Below are 22,312 nucleotides of genomic sequence, written 5' to 3' on the forward strand. Positions count from 1 at the left end.
AAAAGAGGACGACAATGCGTACCCTTATTGGCGCCGTTGCCGCCGTGCTGATGATGTCTGGCGCTGCGCTCGCTGCCGAAGCCGAAGGTCAGGTCAAGTCGGTCGACAAGGAAAAGTCCACCATCACGCTTTCCAACGGCAAGTCCTACAAGCTGCCGGGCGAGTTCGACGTCGAGAACATCAAGCCGGGCATGGACATCCTGCTCGCTTATGACGTGGTCGAGGGCGAGAACCTGATCACCGACATGGAACTGCCGCAGTAACAGAAATCGGGCCTCGGGCTTTACAGCCAGTCGAGGCGGCCATCCTGCACTCTCAGCACGCGGTCTTGGGGGATCTCCAGGGCCGCGGCTTTGTTTTTGGGCAGGGCTTCGACAAGCCGGAAGATCGCGCGCATCACGCCGCCATGGGTGACGCAGACCGTCGGCTGCGTAAGCTCGACGAGCCACGGACGGATGCGGCAGGCCAGCATCTCGTAGCTCTCGGCTTCTTCGCCCGGCGGAACGAAATCCCACTTGTCGTGTTTGCGCGCCGTGCTGGCGCCCGGCAGGCGTGCCTCAAGCTCGGCGAAGGTGAAGCCCTGCCAGTCGCCGAAGTTCACTTCGACGAGGCGCGGATCGGTGCGGTAGGCCATGGGATCGAGCCCCATCACTGTCCGCGCCCGTTCCATGGTCTCGCGGGTGCGCCGCATCGGGCTCGCGATGAAATCGAAGGCCTTGGGATCAGCGATCAGCTCTGCAAGCCGGCGGCCGTTGCGATCGGCCTGCTCGCGCCCGACCGCATCGATGTCGATGTCGGCCTGCCCTTGCAGCCGCTGCTCGGCGTTCCATGGCGTCTGGCCATGGCGCACGACATAGAGGAGCGGGATCATGGCGATGCTGTTCGGGAAGGATCAGTCCTTCACGGCTGCGATGTCAGGCGCATCGACGGCCTTCATGCCGACGACGTGGTAGCCGGAATCGACGTGGTGCACTTCGCCGGTGACGCCGCGCGACAGGTTCGACAGGAAGTAGAGCGCAGAATCGCCGACCTCCTCGATCGAAACGGTGCGGCGCAGCGGCGCGTTGTACTCGTTCCACTTCAGAATGTAGCGGAAGTCGTCGATGCCGGAGGCGGCAAGCGTCTTGATCGGGCCGGCGGAAATCGCGTTAACGCGGATCGCCTTCGGGCCGAGGTCGACGGCGAGATACTTCACGCTCGCCTCGAGAGCTGCCTTGGCAACGCCCATGACATTGTAGTTCGGCATCACCTTTTCGGCGCCGTAATAGGTCATGGTCAGCATCGAGCCGCCATCGGTCATCAGCTTCTCGGCGCGCTGGGCGACAGCGGTGAAGGAATAGACCGAGATGTCCATGGTGCGCAGGAAGTTGGCATGGCTGGTGTCGACATATCGGCCGGTCAGCTCGTCCTTGTCGGAGAAGCCGATGGCATGGACGACGAAGTCGAGCTTGCCCCACTTCTTTTCCAGCGTCTCGAAGCAGGCATCGATGGTGGCCATGTCGGTGACGTCGCAATGTCCGCAGACGAACGCGCCGATTTCGGCGGCCAGCGGCTCGACGCGCTTCTTCAGCGCATCGCCCTGATAGGTGAAGGCAAGCTCCGCGCCCTGGTCGGCGCAGGCCTTGGCAATTCCCCAGGCAATCGATCTGTTGTTGGCGACGCCGAGAATAAGGCCGCGCTTGCCGGCCATCAGGCCCTGTCCACCCGCCATATGAGCGCACTCCAATGCTTTGACTGTTTTGCAGAGCCTATCGCATAGGCAACCTGCACCTTCAAGCTTTCATGCGACCTTCGTCGCAGCCAGGGCCATGGACCGCAAAGATGACGCAAGCCTTGCGTCAGTCGGCAGACTTGCGCATCAATTCCTCGAGTGCCGCATCGCCGCCTTCGGGCAGCATGACGCGGACATGGGCATAGAAGTCGCCGTGACCGCCTGCCTTTTCCGGCAAGCCGCGGCCCTTGAGGCGCAGCACCTTGTCGGAACTCGACCATTCGGGGATCTTCACCGCCAGCCGACCGGTCGGTGTTTCCACCGCCGCCTTGGTGCCGAGCACCGCCTCCTTGAGGCTCACCGGCAGGTCGACATGCAGATCTCTGCCCTCGACGCGGTAGCGCGGATGGCGACGGAACCTGATCTTGACCAGCGCGTCGCCGGCGCCGCCAAGGCCCTGCTCGCCCTGGCCCTTGAGCCTGATCGTCTGGCCGTCCTCGACGAATTCCGGCAGCTTCACCGCCATCTTGCGGCCATCGGGGAACATCGCCGTCACCTTGGGTGCGGTCGCTGCCTCTTCGATGGTGACGTCGAGCGTGACATTGACGTCGCCGCCCGGCTGCGCGCGCTGGGCACCCGCGCCTCCGCCCATGCCGGCACCATGACCACGCTGGCCGAAGGAATCGCCGAAGATCTGGCTGAAGATGTCGCCGGCGTCGAAGGACGCGCCACCCGGGCCGCCCGAGCGGAACTCGAAACGCGACCCACCGGGTCCCGCCTGCTGGCGGCGGAAGCCGCCGAACGGGTCGCCGCCGCCAGCACCTTCGAAGCCATGGAAGCGCGGCTTGCCCTCGGCGTCGATCTCGCCGTGGTCGAAAGCCGTCTTCTTCTTCTCGTCGCCGAGAATCTCATAGGCCTGGTTGGCGGCGGCAAAACGCTCCTTGGCCTTGGGATCGTCCGGATTCTGGTCCGGATGGTGTTTCTTGGCGAGCTTGCGGAAAGCCGCCTTTATGTCCTTGGCCGAGGCGTTCTTGGCAACGCCCAGCACCTCATAGGGGTCGCGCATTACATCAATCCACGAGAGAGAAAAGGGTTTGTTGCTTCCTATATGCGCTCGGCTAGGAAGAAATTCCAGAGGCTGAACGCCGCAACCGTCAGGCGGGCGCGAAAGACAGCATCTGCCAGGTGCCCGAACCGGCGGCGCAGACCTCGCCCCTGAACAGGCCGACCCCGTCGAAGCTCTCGCGCGAAACGGCGAATTCGCGGCACAGCACGCCCCGTTCCTTGCTTTCGACAAGCGCCGTGATCGCGCCGCGCGAACCGGTTTCGGCATTGGCCCAGGGAATCGGCTGGCCTTTCATCTCGTCGACGTCGACGGATGAAACCGCGTTGCGGATCGTCGTCTCGTCGGACAGTCGATTCGCGTCTGTGGTCCTGTTCGCGTCGTCGGGAACCTTGCTGGTGACGAGGCTGCGGTCGACCTCCGCCTTTTCGAGGCTGAAGCCGCCGGCGCCACACCCGCTGATCGTCGTCAGGCCGAGCAGCAGCAACACCTTGAAGGATCGGAACCCGAATTGTGGGAGGCAATGGCCCTCAAAGGCTTGCGCGAAGCGCGACAATAGGCATTCTCCCGGTCGGAAATGGCAGGTCGAGTAAAGCTATGACGGACACAGAGTTAAAAAGCGGTGACTTCACGGAGGCTGCGGAGCCTTTCCAGCTCTTTGCCTCCTGGCTGAAGGACGCCACGGCCAGCGAACCCAACGACCCCACCGCATTGGCGCTGGCCACCGTCGATACCGACGGACTGCCTGACGTGCGTATGGTGCTGCTCAAGGGATTCGACGAACATGGCTTCGTCTTCTACACCAATTTCGAAAGCGCCAAGGGTCGCGAAATCCTCGCCACCATGAAAGCCGCGATGTGTTTCCACTGGAAATCGCTGCGCCGCCAGGTCCGTGTGCGCGGTCCGGTCGAAATCGTCACCGATGCAGAGGCGGACGAGTATTTCGCCTCGCGCCCACGCGGCAGCCGCATCGGCGCCTGGGCCTCGAAGCAGTCGCGCCCGCTCGAAAGCCGTTTCGCGCTGGAAAAGGCCGTCGCCGAATACACCGCCCGGCACGTCATCGGCGACATCCCGCGCCCGCCGCACTGGTCGGGTTTCCGCATCGTGCCGAGCCAGATCGAATTCTGGCACGACCGCCCCTTCCGCCTGCACGACCGCGTCGTCTTCACGCGCACGGCAGACGGTGGCTGGGACAAGGATCGGCTCTATCCGTGATTCTCACCTTCCCCTTGTGGGGAGGGTCGCTCCTGAAGCGGAGGGGCTGGGGGTGATGAAGCGCGCTCCAGCCGTTCGCCCTGCTTCGGTTCGCCGACCCTGACGGGTAAGGGTCAGCCCTTCTTGCGCGTCATGAAGGCGACGAGTGCGGCACGCGCCTCGTCCGACTTCAGCCGGGCGCGGAAATGCGCGCCCTCTTCCTTGATGCGCTCGACGAGTTTTGTCCGGTCGCCGCGCATCAGGTCGCGTGCGATCTTGAGCGCCTCGGGCGGCTTGGCCGCGATTTCACCGGCAGCTGCCAATGTCGCTGCTTCGAGCTCGTCTTCCGCCACAACCTTGTAGATCAGCCCGGCAGCGAGCGCGCGTTCGGCCGGGAAGCCCTCGCCCAGACCGAGCAGGGCAAAGGCGCCCTGCAGGCCGAGCAACTGCGGCGCGATCAGGCTCGAGCCTGCCTCGGGCACCAGCCCGAGATCGACGAAGGGCGTGCGGAACATCGTGCGCGGCGTGGCGAAGGTCAGGTCGCAATGCAGGTTGATCGTCGTGCCGATGCCCACCGCAATGCCGTCGACGCCCGAGACGACAGGCTTTTCGGTGCCGGCCAAAGCGAGCAGGAACTCCCACACCTCGCCGCCGCCCTCACCGCCCGTGGCGATCGCCATGAAGTCGGCGAGGTCATTGCCCGACGAAAACGCGCCCGGCACGCCCAGGAAGACGTGGCAGCGCACGGCCGGATCTTTGTCGCCGGCGACGAGTGCCGCCGCCATCTCGGCATACATCGCGCGGGTGATGGCGTTCTTCTTGTCCGGACGGTTCATCCGGATGATCTGCACGGCACCTTGCCGCTCGATGAGAATGTGGTCGGTCACGTCGGTCCTCGTCCCAGAAGCTACGCCGAGATCAGCGCTTTGGCGGCGGCGGCAAGGCTTGCCGTGCCGCCGGTGATACGGTCCTTGAGTGCTGCGGTCTCGCCAAGCAGGTTTTCGGCAAAGAACCGGCACAGCGCGATGCGCCGCTCGTCGCCGTCGGCGAGTGCGGCGCGCGCCAGATATGCGCCACCGGCGACCAAGGAGAACAGCCGGAGATAAGGCGTGGCCCCGGCCAACGCATCGTCCGTTCGGCCGTCGCCAAGCTGCTTCTGCAGATGACGCGTGACGCTCTGGAGGTCGTCGAGCGCCTGCTCGAGAATGAGCGCCGTTCGGCCATAGGCCTCGCTGTTCATCGCAGCGACGGCAATGGCTATGCCATCGAGTTCGCCAACATAGCCGAAGACATGCTCGCCATTGCCGAGCGGCAGCTTGCGGGTGACGAGGTCGATCGCCTGGATGCCGTTGGTGCCCTCATAGATCGGGGCGATGCGGGCATCGCGCAAAAGGGCAGCCGCACCCGTTTCCTCGATGAAGCCCATGCCGCCGTGGATCTGCACGCCAAGCGAAGCAACGTCGACGCCGACATCGGTGGAGAATGCTTTCGCCAGCGGCGTCAGCAGATTGGCGCGGTCCTGCCAATGCGCCTTGTCGGCGCCGGTCGACACCCGCGCCATGTCGATGGCATGGGCGCAGGAATAGGCGATGGCGCGTGCGGCCTGGGTCAGCGCCTTCATCGTCAGAAGATTGCGCTGCACGTCGGGGTGATGGACGATCGGCGCCATGCCTTCGCCCGAGTAGGACGACGCCTTGCCCTGGCGGCGTTCATTGGCATAGGCGAGCGCCTTCTGGAACGCCGTCTCGGCAACCGCCACGCCCTGAATGCCGACCAGCAGGCGGGCATTGTTCATCATCGTGAACATGCAGGCGAGCCCGCGGTTTTCCTCGCCGATCAGCCAGCCGACAGCGCCCGGTTCGCGGCCCTTGGCGAAGCCGTCGCCATAGATCATCGTGCAGGTCGGAGAGGCGTGGATGCCGAGCTTCTCCTCGATACCAGAGCAGAACACGTCGTTGCGCGCACCTGGCGTACCGTCTTCGTTGAGCAGGAATTTCGGCACCAAAAACAGCGAGATGCCGCGTGTGCCGGCCGGCGCATCGGGCAATCGCGCTAGCACCAGATGGACAATATTGTCGGTGAAGTCGTGCTCGCCATAGGTGATGAAGATCTTCTGGCCGTAGATGCGATAGGTGCCGTCGCCCGACCGTTCGGCGCGGGTGCGCAAGGCGGCCAGATCGGAACCGGCCTGCGGTTCGGTCAGGTTCATCGTGCCCATCCACTCGCCGGAGACGAGCTTGGCCAGATAGGCCGACTTCAGGTCTTCCGATGCGTGCTTTTCCAGCGCCTCGACCGCGCCCATCGACAGCGTCGGTCCGATGCCGAAAGCCATCGAAGCCGAGTTCCACATTTCGAGCGTCGCCACGCCCATCATCGTCGGCAGGCCCTGCCCGCCATATTCCTCGGGGCCGTTCAGGCTGTTCCAGCCGCCTTCGGTCCAGTGCCTGTAAAGCTCCTTCCAGCCCGGCGGCATGGTGACGGCCCCATCGCGGAGCTTGGCGCCGGTGCGGTCGCCGACCTTGTAGAGCGGCGCGACCTCCTCGCTGGCGAAACGCCCGGCCTCGCCAAGGATGGCGTCGACCAGATCCTCGCCAAGGTCGCCGAAAGTGCCGGCATCCATGGCGGCCTTGAGGCCGGCAACATGCTTCAGCGCGAACGCTATCTCTTCCACCGGGGCGCGGTACATGATGCTTCCTCCTGCACCTGACGATCTGCTTGCGGCCTCACCACCGCTTGGCCTCCACACTAGCCGCCTTCCCGAGCCGAGGGGAAGTGACTTTTTACGTAAACGTCAAATTTCATCACACTTTGCGCCAAGGCGTGCGGCTTGGTAGAACCGGCAAAAATCATCGAGGACGCCATGCTCGCCCGGCCCGACACCTTCAGCTGCATCGAATGCGGCCTGCCCTACCGTTCCGAGGGCTTCTGGTATCACGGCGGCAAGATCGAAGACGGCGCCGCCTACTGGACCGATCGCGGCATACTGTGCTCGCCGAAATGCTCGCTTGCCCATCACCGCAAGCGCGCGGCCGAAGGCACGCTGCCGACCAAGCCCGCCCCCGATCCGTTCGAATAACGCCTCAATCGGCCCCAAAAGCGCTTGCTTTCAACCTGCAGGCGGTGGAGCCGCATCAGCATTTCCTTAACCATGGCGGTCCACGATCTGATATCGATCACCGAGGATCGCCTTTTGAGGGGACTGGCGTCTAGATTTCATCGCCTCGCGCTCGCAGCGCTGACCGCCGCTTGGGTAAACCACATCCCCGCGCCGGCTGCGGCCTCCGACTTCTCCGAACCATGGAAGAAGTCCGACCGGGCGCTGGTCATCGACGCCTACGAATACAATTCCATCGACTGGCAGAAGCTGTCGGGCGACAAGCGCATCGTCGGCTTCATCAACAAGGCCTCCGACGGACTGCCCCCGGCCTATTCCTGCTCCGGCGACGAAACCGCCTACAGGCTGTGCAAGGCGCTGTGGAAACGACATGCGGTTGCCCGCGAGCTGTTCCACACGCGCAAGGTCGTCGCCAAGGCGCTCGGGCTGAAATGGGGTGCCTACCACCTTGCCCGTCCCGGCAACCCGATCGAGCAGGCCGAGAACTTCCTCGATTTCGCCGAACCCGGCCCCGACGATCTGATGGCGATCGACATCGAGGAAAACGATCCGACCAAATGGATGTCGCTCGAGGACGCCGAGTTGTTCGTGCGCCATATCTTCCTGCGCACCGGCCGCTATCCGATCCTCTACACCAACGGCACGACCTCCAGATACATCGCCGACAACCGCTATCGCTACCGGCTGCTGTCGCGGCTGCCGCTCTGGTATGCGCGTTACAAGCCCGAGATCGGCATCCATTTCCCGAAGGGCAACTGGCAGCGCTATTCGCTGTGGCAGTTCTCGGCCCAGGCCAATTGCGGAGAACGCCGCTGCCCCTACCGCGTCGCCGGCACGCCCAACGACATAGATGTGAACGTCGCACCAATGGACGCCGAAGGCCTGCGCCAGGTCTGGCCGTTCGGCCAACTTGTCGAAACGACAGACGACTTCATGCTCAATGTGCCGCTGCCGATCGCCAGGGATGAGGGGCTGAAGGGCGAAAGCCGCATCACCTATGCCTCGGTCGCCTATCCGGTGCGGCTCGACCTGCTTGCCGAGACGCTGCGCTCGAGCTGGGACAAGGCCGTGCTCGGCGCACTTCCGGCGTTCAGACCGGCACCCAGCCGCTACAACAACGGCATGGCGGAATTCGCAGCACTGAGGCGCGACGAAATGGTGCGTGTGGCCAGCCAGAACGCCGCAAGGCTCGATCCGGTCGCCACCGCTTCGACCGAGAGCGACCGCGCCGAGCGCTAGTCGGTCGCCCCGGCGTCCAGCCGACTATTTCTGCTGTTCGCGCTCGACCGCACGCCAGCCGATGTCGCGGCGGCAGAACCCTTCCGGCCAGTCGAGCCCGTCGACAGCCGCATAGGCCTTCTGCTGCGCTTCGCTGACATCGCTGCCCGTGGCGGTGACGTTCAGCACGCGGCCGCCATTGGCGACGATCTTGCCGTCGCTGACGGCGGTGCCGGCGTGGAACACCTGCGCACCGGCAGCTTCCGCCCTGTCGATGCCCGAGATGACGGAGCCCTTTTCCGGCGTGCCCGGATACCCCTTGGCCGCCATCACCACCGTCAGCGCCGCCTCGTCGCGCCAGCGCGCCGAGACATGGGTGAGTTGGCCATCGGCGGCGGCATTGAGCAGCACGAGAAGGTCTTCCTTCAGCCGCATCATCAGCACCTGGCATTCGGGGTCGCCGAAGCGGGTGTTGTATTCGATCAGCTTCGGACCCTGGTCGGTCAGCATCAGGCCGGCAAACAGCACGCCCGAGAACGGCGCACCCATTTCAGCCATGCCGCGCATCGTCGGCTCGATGATTTCGCGCATGGTCTGTTGGATCAGTTCGGGCGTCATGACGGGCGCCGGCGAATAGGCTCCCATGCCCCCGGTGTTCGGTCCAACATCGCCGTCGCCAACACGCTTGTGGTCTTGCGCGGTTCCGAACGGCAGCGCCGTCTTGCCGTCGCAAAGACAGAAGAAGCTCGCCTCCTCGCCGGTCATGAATTCTTCCACCACGACAGATGCGCCGGCACCACCGAAGGCACCCTCGAAACAGGCGTCGACAGCTTCCAACGCTTCGTCCAGCGTCATCGCAACCGTAACGCCCTTGCCGGCGGCGAGGCCGTCGGCCTTGATGACGATCGGCGCGCCCATCTTCTCGACATAGGCACGGGCGTCGCCGGCATTGTCGAAACGGCCATAGGCAGCTGTCGGAATGCCGTAGCGGGCACAAAGATCCTTGGTGAAGCCCTTCGACCCCTCGAGCTGTGCGGCCACCCTGGAGGGACCGAAGACACGAATGCCGGCTGCCCGCAGGTCGTCGCCGATGCCGGCGACCAGCGGCCCTTCAGGGCCGACAACGACGAGGTCGACCGCCTTGTCCTTGCAGAAGGCTGCGACGGCGGCGTGGTCGGCAATATCGAGCGCCACCAGTTCGGCTTCGCGGGCGATGCCCGGATTGCCCGGCGCGGCATAAAGCCTGGTCAGCATCGGCGAGGCCGCAAGCTTCCAGGCCAGTGCGTGTTCGCGGCCGCCGGAACCGATGAGCAGGATGTTCATGCGCTTGACCTCTTGCCGATGCTTGACGTGATGCACCCGCTAGTGGCCGGGAGGGACGAGGTCAAGCTGCAGCGCTGCCAAACACGGACAAATCGTCGGCTTGACGCCTGCCCACGTCGCTGGCACTCCCATGACATGGAACAGATCCAATCAAAAGCCGGCCAGGGCCGGGTCGCCGATGCTCCCAGCGGTCACTGGGTCTACCGTGCCTTGCCACGTGGGCTGTGGCCTTACGCCCAGCTCGCGCGCTGGGACCGGCCGATCGGCTGGGTGCTGCTTCTGTGGCCATGCTGGTGGTCGGCGGCGATGGCGGCAAGCGCTTATGCGCGGCCGGGTGACAGCCTGATGTCGCTTTTGCCTTCGCCTTCGTTCCTGGTGCTGTTCCTCATCGGAGCGGTGGCGATGCGCGGCGCCGGCTGCACCTACAACGACATCGTCGACGAAGGCATCGACGCCCAGGTCGAGCGCACGCGTTCCCGCCCCCTGCCCTCGGGCCAGGTCAGCCGCCGTCAGGCTTGGGTGTTCCTGGTGCTGCAGGCGCTTGTCGGACTGGTCGTTCTGTTGCAGTTCAACAGCTTCACCATTCTGCTCGGCATCTCGTCGCTGGCGATTGTTGCGATCTACCCGTTCATGAAGCGCATCACCAACTGGCCGCAATTCGTGCTTGGCCTCGCCTTTTCCTGGGGCGCGCTGATGGGCTGGGCAGCCGAATTCGGCGACATAGACGGCCCGGCCGTGCTGCTCTATTTCGGTTCGATCATGTGGGTGATCGGCTATGACACGATCTACGCCCACCAGGACAAGGAAGACGACGCGCTTGTCGGCGTGAAGTCGACCGCGCGCTTCTTCGGCGAAAACACCAAGTCATGGCTGTTCGGGCTTTATGCCGGGGCGTTGATGCTGTTTGCGACGGCCTTTGCCATCGCCCAGGTGCCGATGCCGGCACTCGCCGGCCTTGTCGCCGCCGGCGCACACATGATCAGGCAGATCGTCGTGCTCGACATCGACAATCCCGACCAGTGCCTCAGGCTGTTCAGGTCGAACGGCCAGATCGGCTGGATCATCTTCATCGGCCTGATCTGCGGCGGCGCCTGGGTGGCGCTGAAGCCGCTGATCTAGATTCTCTGCGTCACGCCCGGGCGATGATCTCTTCGCCGTCGATGACGAGGCGGACACCGAGCGCGCCCGACTTGCGGCGGGCGAGGAAACGCGGCCTGCGCATCCTGGAGACGCGCCCCTTGCGTCGGTCCTGCGCCGGCAGGGTCTTGATCGCCGCTCCGAGCGACTCCTCGAGCGTGCGGGCAACGCCGTCCGCCTCGATCAGCAGCATGGGCAGGCTGTAATAGTCGGCCCAGGCGCGCCAGTCGGCGGCAACGTCGTCGAGATCGTCGGCGACCAGAAGCGGCACAGACAGCATCGGATCGTTGTGCAGCAGTTCCAGCGTCACCGTGACGTTCAGGTCCTCGTCTTCCATCGCACGGGCCGCAACGCCGCGGAACGCGCGCGCCGGCAGCGCAATCGTCGCCGGCAGCCCGCTGAGCGCCAGCAGGCGGCGGATCACCGCGCCGCGGTGATCGATGGTGAAGGTGACGTCGCCAAGGTCGTCACGCGTCGCGTAGCTGACCATCTGCGGCAAGCGGAACGGGTCGAGGCGCATGTTGCGTCCCGCCCAGACTGGCTTCAGTCCGGTGTTCATGGTGTGCCTTCCTGTTATCTCCTGAGAGCCGGTTTCCGGTCTCTCCGGACCAGTTTTCCCGGTCTCGTTAGGAAGGACACTAGCGGGGTGACCTTACCGCCCCGCTTAAGAAATTGGGTTAAATTTTGCTGATCTCGGCGATGGTTATCGGAATACCACCAGAGACGTTCAAATCGTCTTGCCGGGGTTCATGATGCCGGCGGGATCGAACGCCGCCTTGACGCGGCGCATCAGCTCGATGGCGATCGGCGGCGCCGTGGCAATGAGCTCATCGCGCTTGAGCTGGCCGATGCCATGTTCGGCCGAGATCGAGCCGTTCATGGCGCGTACGACGTCGTGCACCGCCTTGTTCATGTCGCGGTAGAGCGCCAGGAACGCGTCGGCTGCCATGCCGACCGGCTGCGAGACGTTGTAGTGCAGATTGCCGTCACCCATGTGGCCGAAGCAGACAACGCGCGCCTCCGGGCAGACGCTGGCAACAGCGACGGCACCTTGTGCGATGAAGGCGGGGATACTGGCGATCGGCACAGAGATGTCGTGCTTGATCGACGCGCCTTCCACCTTCTGCGTTTCCGGCAGCATCTCGCGCAGGCGCCAGAACTCGTTGGCATGGGCAACGCTTGCGGCAATCGCCGCATCGCCGACCTGCTCGGCCTCGAAGCCGGCCGAGAGGATGTCCTCGATCAGCGCGCGCGCGTCCTCGGCCGAGCGGCCCGAGGAGATTTCCATCAGCACCTGCCAGGGCCAGTCGCCTTCCAGCGGCGGCCGCGCATCGGGAATGTGGCGCATGGCAAATTCCATCGGCCGGTGGCCGATCAGCTCGAACGCCGTCAGCGCGCTGCCGGCCATGTCCTGGGCGCGGTCGAACAAGGCGAGCGCTGCCTCTGGCGACGCCAGCCCGACCCAGGCGACTTCGCGACCCTTGGGCTTGGGATAGAGCTTCAGTACCGCCGCCGTAATGACCCCGAGCGTGCCTTCGGCGCCGACGAACAGGTTCTTGAGGTCGTAGCCGGTGTTGTCCTTCTTCAGCTTGCGCAGGTCGTCGAGCACCTCGCCGGTCGGCAGCACCACCTCGACGCCAAGGCACAGCTCGCGCGCATTGCCATAGGCCACCACGCCGGTGCCGCCGGCATTGGACGACAGATTGCCGCCAATCTGGCAGGACCCTTGCGACGCCAGCGACAGGGGATAGAGCCGGTCGACCTCGTCGGCTGCCTTGTGCAGCACGTCGAGCACGACGCCGGCCTCGGCAATGACGGTGTTGGAGACCGGATCGATCTCGCGGATGCGGTTGAGGCGCGACAGCGACAGCACGATCTGGCCGCCCGAACGATCCGGCACCTGGCCGCCGACGAGGCCGGTATTGCCGCCCTGCGGCACGATCGGCGTCCCCGTTTCGGTGGCGAGCCTCATGATCGCGCTGACTTCCTCGACATTTGCCGGGCGTAGCACCAGCGAGCTGGCACCCGTGAACAGGCCGCGCGGCTCATGCACATAAGGTTCGATGTCGCCTTCCGCGCGCAGCGCATGACGCAGGCCGACGATGGCAGCGAAGCGCTCGGCAAGCGCGGGGTCGAGGCCGGGAAGATTCTGGGGCATATGACGGAAGCTAAGTTCAGACGTGAGAATTGTCACGAGGGGCAGCGGCGCGCGCCAGCCTGTCGTTGATCGCCTCGCCGAGTTCGTCGAACGGTATCGGCTCGACGGCGATCAGCTCGGCGCCGCTGCGGTCGAGCGCCTGGAGATGCGCAAAGAGATTTGTCGCCGCTTCGCGCAGGTCGCCTGTCTCGGACAGATTGAGGAAGGCGCGGGCCTGTTGCCAGCCATCGGCACGGCGCGGGCCAAAACCCAGCAGCGCCTCGCCTGCCGCGACAGCGTCGGCATTGAGCCGCATCGCAGCACCCGGCGCGTAGTGCGAGGCAAGCATGCCGGGCGCTTCGATGCCGGCGGTCACGCCGCGCAGCAGCGGCGCACCGGCCACCTCTTCGATGTCACCTGCCGGAACGCCGCCGGGGCGCAGCAGCCGCACGCGGCCGTCCTCGACCTTGACGATCGTCGATTCCAGCCCGACCGGCGTCGAACCACCGTCGACGACGAGCGGGATACGCGCCCCGAGATCGCTGGCCACCGCCTCGCCGCTGGTCGAGCTGATCTTGCCCGAGCTGTTGGCGCTGGGGGCCGCCAGCGGCCGGCCGAGCCGTGATATCAACGTGCCGCCGAACCCCTTGGGCATGCGCAGCGCAATGGTGTCGAGCCCAGCTGTCACCAGTGGATGAATGCCCGAACCGGGGCGAAGGGGCACGACGAGGGTCAGCGGGCCTGGCCAGAACTTTTCGGCGAGCTTGCGCGACAGCGGGTCGAACACGCCGATGCGCTCGGCCATGGCCATGTCGGCAACGTGGGCGATCAAGGGGTTGAAGCGCGGCCGGCCCTTGGCCTCGAAGATGCGGGCGACGGCCTCGCCATTGGTCGCGTCACCTGCCAGGCCATAGACGGTCTCGGTTGGTATGGCCACCACCTCGCCGGCGCCGAGCAGCGCCAGTGCCGCGTCCATCGCCTTGTCGGCTGCGATCAGTTCCGCCACGTCTCAGCTTCCTGTTGCATGCCCGGTCCCTACTCCGCGCCGCCCCATGCGACAAGTGCGCCACCGCCAAGATTTCCGGCATTGCCTAAAATGCACCGCAACTTCGAAATCGGGCTGCAACCGCCCAGCTGTTATATTGCGCCTTGAAGTTGGTTCAACTCCGAGGGTCAAATGCGCCTTTGTGCTGCGTTTCTTGTTGCCGGCATCGCCGCGTCCGGTACGGCTCACGCATCTTCGATCGTCATCGTCGAAGCCAGTGCGGCCAGCCCGTCATCGGTCAGCGTCGACGCCCCGAAATCGGCCAGCAGGTCGATCGTCGCGCTCGGCGCTGCCCAGGTCGACGCCGGCAAGGTCGCGGCGATCGAAGCCGAACCGACAAGCACCAACCATAAGATGGGGCCTGAGCTGATGGTCATCCGCGGCGGCGAGGTTGGTTCAGCGTCGCCTGATACGTCGGCTGGCGCGCCCGTTGCCGCGGAAGCCGTGCCCGCCCAGCAGGCCGCGACCGGCGACCAGTCGCCCTTGCCTGTTGCGCCCGACGGGACCCCGATCGACCCAGCGCCAGCCCATGTCAAAACCGAATAGGCCGGCTTGACCGTCACGCCGTCGTTGTGCACCGTCGCGGCAACATATCGGCAATCTGGGCAAGGGGTTGATCCATGAAGGCAGGTCGCAGCATCGCAGCGGGGCTCCTGGCCATGCTGCTTTCCGGCACAGGCGTGGCACAGGCCGATCAGCTGCTCGGCACCTATGTCGCGCGGATCTCCGAGAAGGACCATCAGGCCAGCGACGGCTACGCGCTCGACAGCGCCGCCCAGGTCGTGCGGCAGGACCGCGCCAATGTGCATCGGCACATCCAGACCGACGAGGAAGACGACCTCGACGACTGGTTCACCAGCAATGCCAAGCGTGCGCGCTTCGAGCAGCTGTTGAACAAGCCTGGCGCGATGAGCAACTCGACGCGCAGCGCCATCCTTCACGGCGAGCCGCTGATCGAGGTCCAGGTCTATCGCCAGAGCGTCAAGGTTCGCCTGCTCGACTGAATGGAAAGGGCGGCTTTGCGCCGCCCCAGCCTATCCCGCGATCTTGGAGAAATCGGCGACCTGGTCGGTCGCCGCACGGATGCGCGCGAGCAGCGCCAGGCGGTTGGCACGCACGGCAACGTCGTCGTCGTTGACGAGAACTTTCTCGAAGAATGAATCGACGGGTTCACGCAACACGCTGAGGGCGCGCATGGCGCCGGAAAAGTCTTCGTTCCGAATCGCCTGGGCAGCTTCGCTGACAGCCTGATTCATCGGCGCGAACAACGCCTTTTCCGCCTCTTCGCGGAAGAGAGCCGGGTCGACGGCGTCGGCAACCGCGGTCCCCTTCTTCTCTTCGGCGGCCAGGATGTTGGCGGCGCGCTTAGTGCCGGCGAGCAGGTTCTTGCCATCCTCGCTGTCGACGAAGTGACCCAGCGCTTCGACACGCCGGGTGATGGTCAACAGGTCGTCGGCCTCCGGCGTGATGACGGCGTCGATAAGATCGTGGCGGGCGCCAAGCTCGCGCAGATAGACCTTGAGACGGTCATGGAAGAAGGCGATCAGGTCGGCCTTGAGCGGCGCGGCACGGCCGATCGTTTCCCTGCGCAGCTCCGCCTCATAGGCAGCCAGCGCATTGTCGACATCCTGCTCGCCATCGACATCGCCGCTGTCGATCGCGTCCTGCTTTGCCTCGAACGCGGCGAGCTTCTTGGCGATGGAGCTCTCATCGAGCTGACGCAGCGCCGCATCGAACAATGCCTGCAGCGGCAGCTTGCCGCGCGCCGACAGGATGATCCTGACGATGCCGAGTGCGGCACGACGAAGCGCATAGGGGTCCTTCGACCCCGTCGGCTTTTCGTCGATGGTCCAGAAGCCGACGAGCGTGTCGAGCTTGTCGGCCAGCGCCACCGAAACCGAAACCGGGTCGGCGGGCACGCGGTCGGAGGGACCCTGCGGCTTGTAGTGCTCCTCGATCGCCGCTGCCACCGACGGGCTTTCGCCCTGCAGCAGCGCATATTTGCGGCCCATGGCGCCTTGCAGTTCGGGGAACTCGCCGACGACCTCGGTCTGAAGGTCTGCTTTGGCGAGCACTGCGGCGCGGTCGGCCAGCTTCGGCTCGGCACCGACAAGCGGCGCGATCTCACGGGCGAGCCCGCGGATGCGCTGGACGCGCTGCCCTTGGGTGCCGAGCTTGGCATGAAAGGTCACGCCAAGATGGTCAAGGCGGGCCATGCGCTGGTCGAGCGGCTTGTGGATATCGAGGCCGAAGGCTTCGGCCGACTGCTTCAGCGTATCGAGATCGGGCAGGTCGCCCTGGTCCGTCTTCCAGAAATAGAGCGCGTCCGAAAGGCGGGCGCGCACCACCTTGCCGTTGCCATGCGCGATCTCCTTGCCGCCATCCTTGGCCTCGATGTTCGAGGTCAGGATGAAGTGGTTGGAAAGCGCGTCCTCGCTGCCCTGCGGCCGCGTGACGAAGCACTTCTGGTTGGCGCGGATGGTCAGCCGGATGACTTCGGCCGGGATCTCGAGGAACGTGTCCTCGAAGGTGCCCATCAGCACAACAGGCCATTCGACGAGGCCGGAAACCTCTTCGAGCAGCCCTTCGTCCTCGACGAGTTCGAGGCCATTGGCAAAGGCGAGGTTGCGCGCATCGGCGGAGATCATCTCCTTGCGGCGCTCGGCGTCGATGACGACCTTGGCGGCCTCGAGCTTGGCGGCGTAGTCGTCGAAGCGGCGCACGGTGATTGCCTCGGGCGCATGGAATCGATGACCAAAGGTGACGTTGCCGGAACGGATGCCGTCAACCTCGAAGTCGACGACCACCGGCTCCTCGGTCTCGGGGCCGAAGGTGCAGACGATCGACTGGAGCGGGCGCACCCAGCGCAGGCTGCCCGGCTTGGCCGAGGCCGGGCCCCAGCGCATCGATTTGGGCCAGGGGAAGGTCTTGACGATCGCCGGCACCAGCTCGGCGATGATCTCCTCCGCCGAGCGGCCGGGCTTGGAAATATGGGCTACATAGAAATCGCCCTTCTTGGGATCGCTGTGGACATGCGCCTGGGATATCGAGCTCAGGCCGGCGCTGCGCAGAAAACCCTGAATCGCCGCTTCCGGCGCCTTGGTGCTCGGGCCCTTGCGGTCTTCATGGATGTCCTTGGAGCGGGCCGTCAGCCCCCTGATGTCGAGCGTCAGACGGCGCGGCGTCCAGTATTCGCGTGCCGCCTCATAGGTCAGACCCGCCTCGACAAGACCGTCGGTCAGCATCTTCCTGAGGTCACCCGCCGCCTTGCGCTGCATGCGCGCGGGGATTTCTTCGGAACGCAACTCTAAAAGCAGATCGGGCATCGGACGGGCTCACGCGGAAATGGTCCGCGCGGCATAGCAACTCAGCCGCCCGCTGTCACTTCCCGAACGCGATCGGCCCGAACGCGATCGGCAAAATTCCGTCGAGCTGTCGGACCGTCGCCGGGACAATCGTCCTAGGGATGAAGATTTCCATGAACCGGATGCTGCGCTGGAGCGACCCACGCTCAGACAGACACCTATTGGCCGAACGACAATGAAAACCGCCTCTGCCCTGCTCCAGATCTTCAGCCTCAGCGCCCTGCTCGCCATGCATGTGGCGGCCCCGGCCGAATTCCGGATGCCCGGCGTGCGCAAGGCGTTGCAGACGATCAATGGCGAAACGCTGCAACCCCGCCTTCCGGAGGGGCTGGAACTCGCTGCTGCCTGATGGCCACTTCACGGCGACCTCCCCGACAAGGGGAAGGTAAGACCGTCAAGCAGCCAAACCGCCGGCTTCGGTCAGCAGGAAAGCCTCGCCGCAGGCCTTGGACAGGTTGCGGACGCGCAGGATGTAGCTCTGGCGTTCGGTAACCGAGATCACGCCGCGCGCGTCGAGCAGGTTGAAGACGTGGCTCGCCTTGATGCACTGGTCATAGGCCGGGAAGACCATCCTATGCTGGGCCAGATTGCCGCCATCGGCCGGCGCGCCGGCAGCGAGAAGCGACCTGCATTCGGCTTCGGCATCCTCGAAATGCTTGAGCAGCATCGCGGTGTTGGCATGCTCGAAATTGTGCCTGGAATATTCCTGCTCGGCCTGCAGGAAGACGTCGCCATAGGTGACCTTGTCGTCGCCTTCGAGGCCGTTGAAGTTGAGGTCGTAGACATTGTCGACGCCCTGCACATACATCGCCAGGCGTTCGAGACCATAGGTCAACTCGCCGGCGACGGGCGCGCATTCGATGCCGCAGACCTGCTGGAAATAGGTGAACTGCGACACTTCCATGCCGTCGCACCAGCATTCCCAGCCGAGGCCCCAGGCGCCCAGCGTCGGGCTTTCCCAGTCGTCCTCGACGAAGCGGATGTCATGGATAAGCGGATCGATGCCGATCGCCTTGAGCGAGCCGAGGTAGAGCTCCTGAAGGTTGGACGGGTTCGGCTTCAGGATGACCTGGTACTGGTAATAGTGCTGCAGCCGGTTCGGGTTCTCGCCGTAGCGGCCGTCCTTGGGGCGGCGCGAAGGCTGCACATAGGCTGCGTTCCAGCGCTTGGGTCCAAGCGCACGCAACGTCGTTGCCGGGTGGAACGTGCCCGCGCCCACTTCCATGTCGTAGGGCTGCAGGATGATGCAACCGTGTTCGGCCCAGTAATTGTGCAGCGTCAGGATCAGGCCCTGGAACGAGCGGCTGGGGTGCATGTGGGCGGGCATGGTGTCGGTCACGGACAAAGCTCGTTCATTGGAGCCCCAGCAAAACGGGGCCAGAGAGGCCCCGTCCTATTCTGCCCGAAGATACGGGTCAAGCAGCGTGCGGCTCACTTGCCCGGCAGCTGGAGTTCCTGGCCCGGTGCCAAGCGCGCGGGATCGCCGCGCAGCTGCGGGTTGAGATCGAGAATCTCGCGATAGCGGTCACCATTGCCGAGCACGTCATTGGCGATCGACCACAGCGATTGCCCACGCTGCACCTTGTAGGCGGCTGGGATCACCTGGGCGGCCGGTTCGACTGCAGGCGTTTCCAGTTCGCTCTTCTTCTGGCTGTCCTGGGCAGGGGCTGCCGGCTTGACCGAGATCGGCTTGGCAGGGGCTTCCAGCGCCGTCGGCTTCTCCGGCAGGTCCGGCAGGCCCTTGGCGAGCTTCTGCTCGACATCGGCCAGGATCTTCGGCTCCGGCTTCATGTCGCGGGCATGGCTCCACTGGAAGGTCGCCTCGAGCTTGCGCCCGACACGCCAGTAGGCGTCGCCGAGATGGTCGTTGAGCACCGGATCGTCCGGCTTCAGTGACACCGCGCGCTCGAGCTCGCGGACCGCGTCCTCGAACTTGCCGAGGCGGTAGTAGGCCCAGCCCAGCGAATCGATGATGTAGCCGTCGCTCGGGCGCAGGTCGGCGGCCTGCTTGATCATCCCGAGGCCTTCCTCGAGATTCATGTTCATGTCGACCCAGGAATAGCCGAGATAGTTCAGAACCTGCGGCTGGTTGGGGAACAGCTTCAGCGCTTCACGGAAATTCGGCTCTGCCTTGGGCCATTCCTTCAGCCGCTCATAGGCGATGCCGCGCTGGTAGAAGACGTTCCAGTTGGTGTTGGTTGGCGTCTTCAGCACGCTGACTGCCTTGTCGTAGACATCGGCTGAGGCGCGGTAATTGTCGGTCGAGGCATAGACCCCGCCAAGCGCGAGATAGCCGCGCATGTCGTCGGGGTTGGCGTCGACCAGTGCCTTGAGATGCTTGATCGCCTCGTCGTGGCGCTTGAGATCGGCGAGGTTGAGGCCGAGCTGCAATTCCGACAGCCGCTTGAGCGGCGAGGCTGCGGGCACGCGGCGGTAAAGCGCGATCGCCTCTTCGCCATTCTGCTGCTGCTCGGCAATGGCTGCGAGCTGCACCAGAAGCTCGTCGCTCTCCGGCTTCAGCGCAAGCGCATATTGCAGATAGAGCCGGACGAAGGGTTCGCCGCCGCCACGGTTCAGCGCCGTCGACAGGTTGAGCAGGATTTCGGCAGCACCATCCTGCGGATTGGCGACCAGTGGGCCGATCTTCTCGCCCTTGGTGATTTTTTCGCGCAAGGAAGCGATCGGCAGTTTGCCGGGGGCAAACTCGTCGGCGCGGTCGAGGATGGCCAGCGCCTCGGTCTTCTTGCCGGTGCGGGCAAGGAAACCGGCATAGGATTCGGCGGCGCGCATCCAGGTCTCCGGTGCCGCACTGCCGGCGCCGAGATTGTCGATGGTGGCGCGATAGATCTCGTCCGCCTTGTCCTTCTGGCCGGCGGTCTCGGCGATCAAAGCGCGGTGGTAGGTCTTGAACAGCTCGTACCATTCCGGGCCTTCGAGCTTGTCGAGGAACCGCAGCCCGTCGCCGGCCTTGCCCTCGCCCTGCTTGGCCCAGGCGGTCATGACGCCTGTGATCAACCGGTCGAGGTCGGATTCGAGCGCCAGCTTGAGCCACTTCTCCGCGCCCTCGTAATCCTTCTTGCGGAAGGTATCGACGGCAAGCGCCAGGCGCGAGAAACGCTCCACGTCGGGAACTGTCTTCAGCATCTCGGCATAAGGCAGCGATTCATCGAAGCGGCCTTGCGCGATCAGCGCCAGCATCAGGCTCTGCTGCAGGGCGGCATCTTCGGGATCGAAGGCCAAAGCGCGCTTGTAATAAGCAATTGCGCTGTCCAGGTCGTCGTCGGCCTCGGCGGTGCGGGCCGCGAGATAGGCGCCGGAAAACGAACTGATCTCGACCGGTTCGGTGAGCTGTTTGGCATATCCAGGCTGGGTCAGGGCAGTAAAGCCCGCCAGAGCCGCAAGGCCCAACAGCCAGATCGCGCGTCGCTGCCGCATGAAAATCCTTCCTACCAAGGTCCTACGGTCGTCCAGCCGGTGGCCGGGTCGCAACCGCTTGTCGGCGCCAAGCATGGCCTTTTTGGGGTCACGCTTCAATCCGCACCGGCTTCACAATACGACAGGCGGCTCAACGAATTCACAATGTTGAACCAACGGCAGGTGGAATCCTGCCTCAAACGACGCGGCTGATGCAGAAATCGATGACGTCGATGAGGGCCGACTTCTGCGGCGTCTGCTCCAGCGGGGCCAGCGCATCGCGGGCGATCTCGCCGAAATGGCTGGCGCGGCCGATCGTGTCGGCGATGGCGCCGTGGCGCACCATCAGGCCAACGGCCTTCTCCAGCGCCGCATCGTCGGTCTTGCCCTCCTCGATCGCGCTCTTCCAGAAGGCGCGTTCGGCAGTGGTGCCGCGGCGATAGCTCAGGATCACCGGCAGCGTGACCTTGCCCTCGCGGAAGTCGTCGCCGACATTCTTGCCGAGGTCCTTGCTCGACCCGCCATAGTCGAGCGCATCGTCGATGAGCTGGAAGGCAAGGCCGAGATTCATGCCGTAGGAGCGCAGTGCTGCCTTGTCGTTCTTCGACGCGCCGGCAATGACCGGACCGACTTCGGCGGCGGCCGAGAACAGGGCAGCGGTCTTTGCCTTGATGACGGCGAAATGTTCGTCCTCGGTGGTGTCGAGGTTCTTGGCGGCGGCCAGCTGCATCACCTCGCCCTCGGCGATGATCGAGGCAGCGGAGGACAGGATGTCGAGCGCTTCCAGCGAACCGACCTCGACCATCATGCGGAAGGCCTGGCCGAGCAGGAAGTCGCCGACGAGCACGCTCGCCTGGTTGCCCCAGATGGTGCGCGCCGTCTTCTTGCCGCGGCGCAGGTCGCTTTCGTCGACGACGTCGTCATGCAGCAGCGTCGCCGTGTGCATGAACTCGACGGAGGTCGCGAGCCTGACGTGGTTTTCGCCGGCGTAGCCGAACATCTGCGCCGCAGCGAGCGTCAGCATCGGGCGCAGGCGCTTGCCGCCGGAGGAGATCAGATGGTTGGCCACCTCGGGGATCATCTCGACGTCGGAGCCGGCCTTGGACAGGATCAGCTCGTTGACCCGCCCCATGTCGGCGGACGTCAGGTCGATCAGGTCCTTGATCGACGCAGCGTCCCGCTTTCCCTTCTCGATGTTGAGAACGACACCCAAGGCCAACACTCCCAAATTACACAGGCGCGTGGTCGCGCGCGTAGCTCTTAGGCGATTCTAGGGCGGCATGCACCGTGCCCGCAAGTGGCGAATTGGCGCGGTGCAACAGGCAGCGTTTACTTCGCCGCTCCAAACTGCGAATTTCCTGAGATGATCGAACTCATCCGCACCAATGACGCCGTCATCATCTCCTTCGTCGAGGCACTGCTGCGCGACGCCGGCATCGGCAGCTTCACCGCCGACGAGAACATGAGCGTGCTCGACGGTTCGATCGGCATCCTGCCGCGGCGGATCATGATCGATGCCGACGACGCCGACGAAGCACGGCAGCTTCTTACCGACGCCGGCATCGAGCACGAAATTCGCCGGAAGTGACA

General features: G+C 64.8%; 23 protein-coding genes. 9 read left to right on the plus strand and 14 right to left on the minus strand.

Annotated elements, in window-relative coordinates:
- Window positions 1–14: 14 nt before the first annotated feature.
- Complete coding sequence (locus H5P29_RS25165) at window positions 15–263, plus strand: DUF1344 domain-containing protein (RefSeq protein ID WP_067964618.1); 249 nt, start codon at window positions 15–17, stop codon at window positions 261–263.
- 20 nt (window positions 264–283) lie between these two features.
- On the opposite strand, the gene H5P29_RS25170 is transcribed toward H5P29_RS25165, so the two are convergent.
- The 4 genes from H5P29_RS25170 to H5P29_RS25185 all read right to left on the minus strand — a co-directional run bounded on the left by H5P29_RS25170 (window position 284) and on the right by H5P29_RS25185 (window position 3,330).
- Complete coding sequence (locus H5P29_RS25170) at window positions 284–871, minus strand: histidine phosphatase family protein (protein ID WP_067964620.1); 588 nt, start codon at window positions 869–871, stop codon at window positions 284–286.
- 21 nt (window positions 872–892) lie between these two features.
- Window positions 893–1,711, minus strand: coding sequence for an enoyl-ACP reductase FabI (gene fabI, locus H5P29_RS25175; RefSeq protein WP_067964622.1), 819 nt, complete (start codon window positions 1,709–1,711; stop codon window positions 893–895).
- Window positions 1,712–1,838: 127 nt separating this feature from the next.
- Window positions 1,839–2,777: a DnaJ C-terminal domain-containing protein gene (locus H5P29_RS25180; protein WP_154386781.1), complete on the minus strand. Its 939-nt coding sequence runs from the start codon at window positions 2,775–2,777 to the stop codon at window positions 1,839–1,841.
- 88 nt (window positions 2,778–2,865) lie between these two features.
- Complete coding sequence (locus H5P29_RS25185; RefSeq protein ID WP_067964625.1) at window positions 2,866–3,330, minus strand: RT0821/Lpp0805 family surface protein; 465 nt, start codon at window positions 3,328–3,330, stop codon at window positions 2,866–2,868.
- A 41-nt stretch (window positions 3,331–3,371) separates the two neighbouring features.
- Between H5P29_RS25185 and pdxH the strand changes: the two genes are divergently transcribed.
- Entirely contained in the window at window positions 3,372–3,989 is a 618-nt protein-coding gene (pdxH, locus tag H5P29_RS25190; protein WP_067964627.1) for a pyridoxamine 5'-phosphate oxidase, read from the plus strand.
- Between the two features lie 113 nt (window positions 3,990–4,102).
- Here pdxH and H5P29_RS25195 read toward each other — a convergent pair whose 3' ends face one another.
- Together H5P29_RS25195 and H5P29_RS25200 are read right to left on the minus strand one after the other, a co-directional pair.
- Window positions 4,103–4,855, minus strand: coding sequence for a crotonase/enoyl-CoA hydratase family protein (locus tag H5P29_RS25195; RefSeq protein WP_067964629.1), 753 nt, complete (start codon window positions 4,853–4,855; stop codon window positions 4,103–4,105).
- 20 nt (window positions 4,856–4,875) lie between these two features.
- Window positions 4,876–6,654: an acyl-CoA dehydrogenase gene (locus tag H5P29_RS25200; RefSeq protein ID WP_067964631.1), complete on the minus strand. Its 1,779-nt coding sequence runs from the start codon at window positions 6,652–6,654 to the stop codon at window positions 4,876–4,878.
- A 174-nt stretch (window positions 6,655–6,828) separates the two neighbouring features.
- Here H5P29_RS25200 and H5P29_RS25205 point away from each other — a divergent pair, with 174 nt between their 5' ends.
- On the plus strand, window positions 6,829–7,044 hold the full coding sequence (locus H5P29_RS25205) for a hypothetical protein (protein WP_154386820.1): 216 nt from the start codon (window positions 6,829–6,831) through the stop codon (window positions 7,042–7,044).
- Between the two features lie 72 nt (window positions 7,045–7,116).
- Window positions 7,117–8,322, plus strand: coding sequence for a glycoside hydrolase family 25 protein (locus H5P29_RS25210; protein ID WP_083948652.1), 1,206 nt, complete (start codon window positions 7,117–7,119; stop codon window positions 8,320–8,322).
- Between the two features lie 24 nt (window positions 8,323–8,346).
- Here the strand turns inward: H5P29_RS25210 and purD are convergent, their stop codons facing one another.
- Complete coding sequence (gene purD / locus H5P29_RS25215; RefSeq protein WP_067966969.1) at window positions 8,347–9,624, minus strand: phosphoribosylamine--glycine ligase; 1,278 nt, start codon at window positions 9,622–9,624, stop codon at window positions 8,347–8,349.
- A gap of 135 nt (window positions 9,625–9,759) precedes the next feature.
- On the opposite strand from purD, the gene ubiA reads away from it, so the two are divergent.
- The gene (ubiA, locus tag H5P29_RS25220; RefSeq protein ID WP_067964633.1) at window positions 9,760–10,743 is read left to right on the plus strand and encodes a 4-hydroxybenzoate octaprenyltransferase; all 984 of its coding nucleotides are present in this window, start codon (window positions 9,760–9,762) and stop codon (window positions 10,741–10,743) included.
- A gap of 10 nt (window positions 10,744–10,753) precedes the next feature.
- On the opposite strand, the gene H5P29_RS25225 is transcribed toward ubiA, so the two are convergent.
- The 3 genes from H5P29_RS25225 to H5P29_RS25235 all read right to left on the minus strand — a co-directional run bounded on the left by H5P29_RS25225 (window position 10,754) and on the right by H5P29_RS25235 (window position 13,874).
- Entirely contained in the window at window positions 10,754–11,320 is a 567-nt protein-coding gene (locus H5P29_RS25225; protein WP_067964634.1) for a DUF6101 family protein, read from the minus strand.
- A gap of 168 nt (window positions 11,321–11,488) precedes the next feature.
- Window positions 11,489–12,919, minus strand: a complete 1,431-nt coding sequence (locus tag H5P29_RS25230; RefSeq protein WP_067964636.1) for an FAD-binding oxidoreductase — start codon at window positions 12,917–12,919, stop codon at window positions 11,489–11,491.
- Between the two features lie 16 nt (window positions 12,920–12,935).
- Window positions 12,936–13,874 (minus strand): L-threonylcarbamoyladenylate synthase, encoded by a 939-nt coding sequence (locus tag H5P29_RS25235; protein WP_154386821.1) that lies wholly within the window; start codon window positions 13,872–13,874, stop codon window positions 12,936–12,938.
- Window positions 13,875–14,075: 201 nt separating this feature from the next.
- On the opposite strand from H5P29_RS25235, the gene H5P29_RS25240 reads away from it, so the two are divergent.
- Together H5P29_RS25240 and H5P29_RS25245 are read left to right on the plus strand one after the other, a co-directional pair.
- On the plus strand, window positions 14,076–14,489 hold the full coding sequence (locus H5P29_RS25240) for a hypothetical protein (RefSeq protein ID WP_067964640.1): 414 nt from the start codon (window positions 14,076–14,078) through the stop codon (window positions 14,487–14,489).
- A gap of 74 nt (window positions 14,490–14,563) precedes the next feature.
- Window positions 14,564–14,947 (plus strand): hypothetical protein, encoded by a 384-nt coding sequence (locus tag H5P29_RS25245; protein WP_067964642.1) that lies wholly within the window; start codon window positions 14,564–14,566, stop codon window positions 14,945–14,947.
- A gap of 30 nt (window positions 14,948–14,977) precedes the next feature.
- On the opposite strand, the gene glyS is transcribed toward H5P29_RS25245, so the two are convergent.
- Entirely contained in the window at window positions 14,978–17,269 is a 2,292-nt protein-coding gene (gene glyS / locus H5P29_RS25250; RefSeq protein WP_154386782.1) for a glycine--tRNA ligase subunit beta, read from the minus strand.
- Window positions 17,270–17,483: 214 nt separating this feature from the next.
- On the opposite strand from glyS, the gene H5P29_RS25255 reads away from it, so the two are divergent.
- Window positions 17,484–17,657: a hypothetical protein gene (locus tag H5P29_RS25255; protein ID WP_154386783.1), complete on the plus strand. Its 174-nt coding sequence runs from the start codon at window positions 17,484–17,486 to the stop codon at window positions 17,655–17,657.
- Between the two features lie 45 nt (window positions 17,658–17,702).
- Here the strand turns inward: H5P29_RS25255 and H5P29_RS25260 are convergent, their stop codons facing one another.
- The 3 genes from H5P29_RS25260 to H5P29_RS25270 form a co-directional block, all read right to left on the minus strand.
- On the minus strand, window positions 17,703–18,647 hold the full coding sequence (locus H5P29_RS25260; RefSeq protein ID WP_067964646.1) for a glycine--tRNA ligase subunit alpha: 945 nt from the start codon (window positions 18,645–18,647) through the stop codon (window positions 17,703–17,705).
- A 92-nt stretch (window positions 18,648–18,739) separates the two neighbouring features.
- Window positions 18,740–20,743 carry a tetratricopeptide repeat protein gene (locus H5P29_RS25265; protein ID WP_067964648.1) on the minus strand — a complete coding sequence of 668 codons (2,004 nt, stop codon included), beginning with the start codon at window positions 20,741–20,743 and terminating at the stop codon, window positions 18,740–18,742.
- 175 nt (window positions 20,744–20,918) lie between these two features.
- Window positions 20,919–21,935: a polyprenyl synthetase family protein gene (locus H5P29_RS25270; RefSeq protein ID WP_154386784.1), complete on the minus strand. Its 1,017-nt coding sequence runs from the start codon at window positions 21,933–21,935 to the stop codon at window positions 20,919–20,921.
- Between the two features lie 150 nt (window positions 21,936–22,085).
- On the opposite strand from H5P29_RS25270, the gene H5P29_RS25275 reads away from it, so the two are divergent.
- On the plus strand, window positions 22,086–22,310 hold the full coding sequence (locus H5P29_RS25275) for a DUF2007 domain-containing protein (RefSeq protein WP_067964652.1): 225 nt from the start codon (window positions 22,086–22,088) through the stop codon (window positions 22,308–22,310).
- The last annotated feature ends 2 nt before the right edge of the window (window positions 22,311–22,312 follow it).

It is taken from the genome of Aminobacter sp. MDW-2 (assembly GCF_014250155.1).
Lineage (GTDB): Bacteria > Pseudomonadota > Alphaproteobacteria > Rhizobiales > Rhizobiaceae > Aminobacter > Aminobacter ciceronei.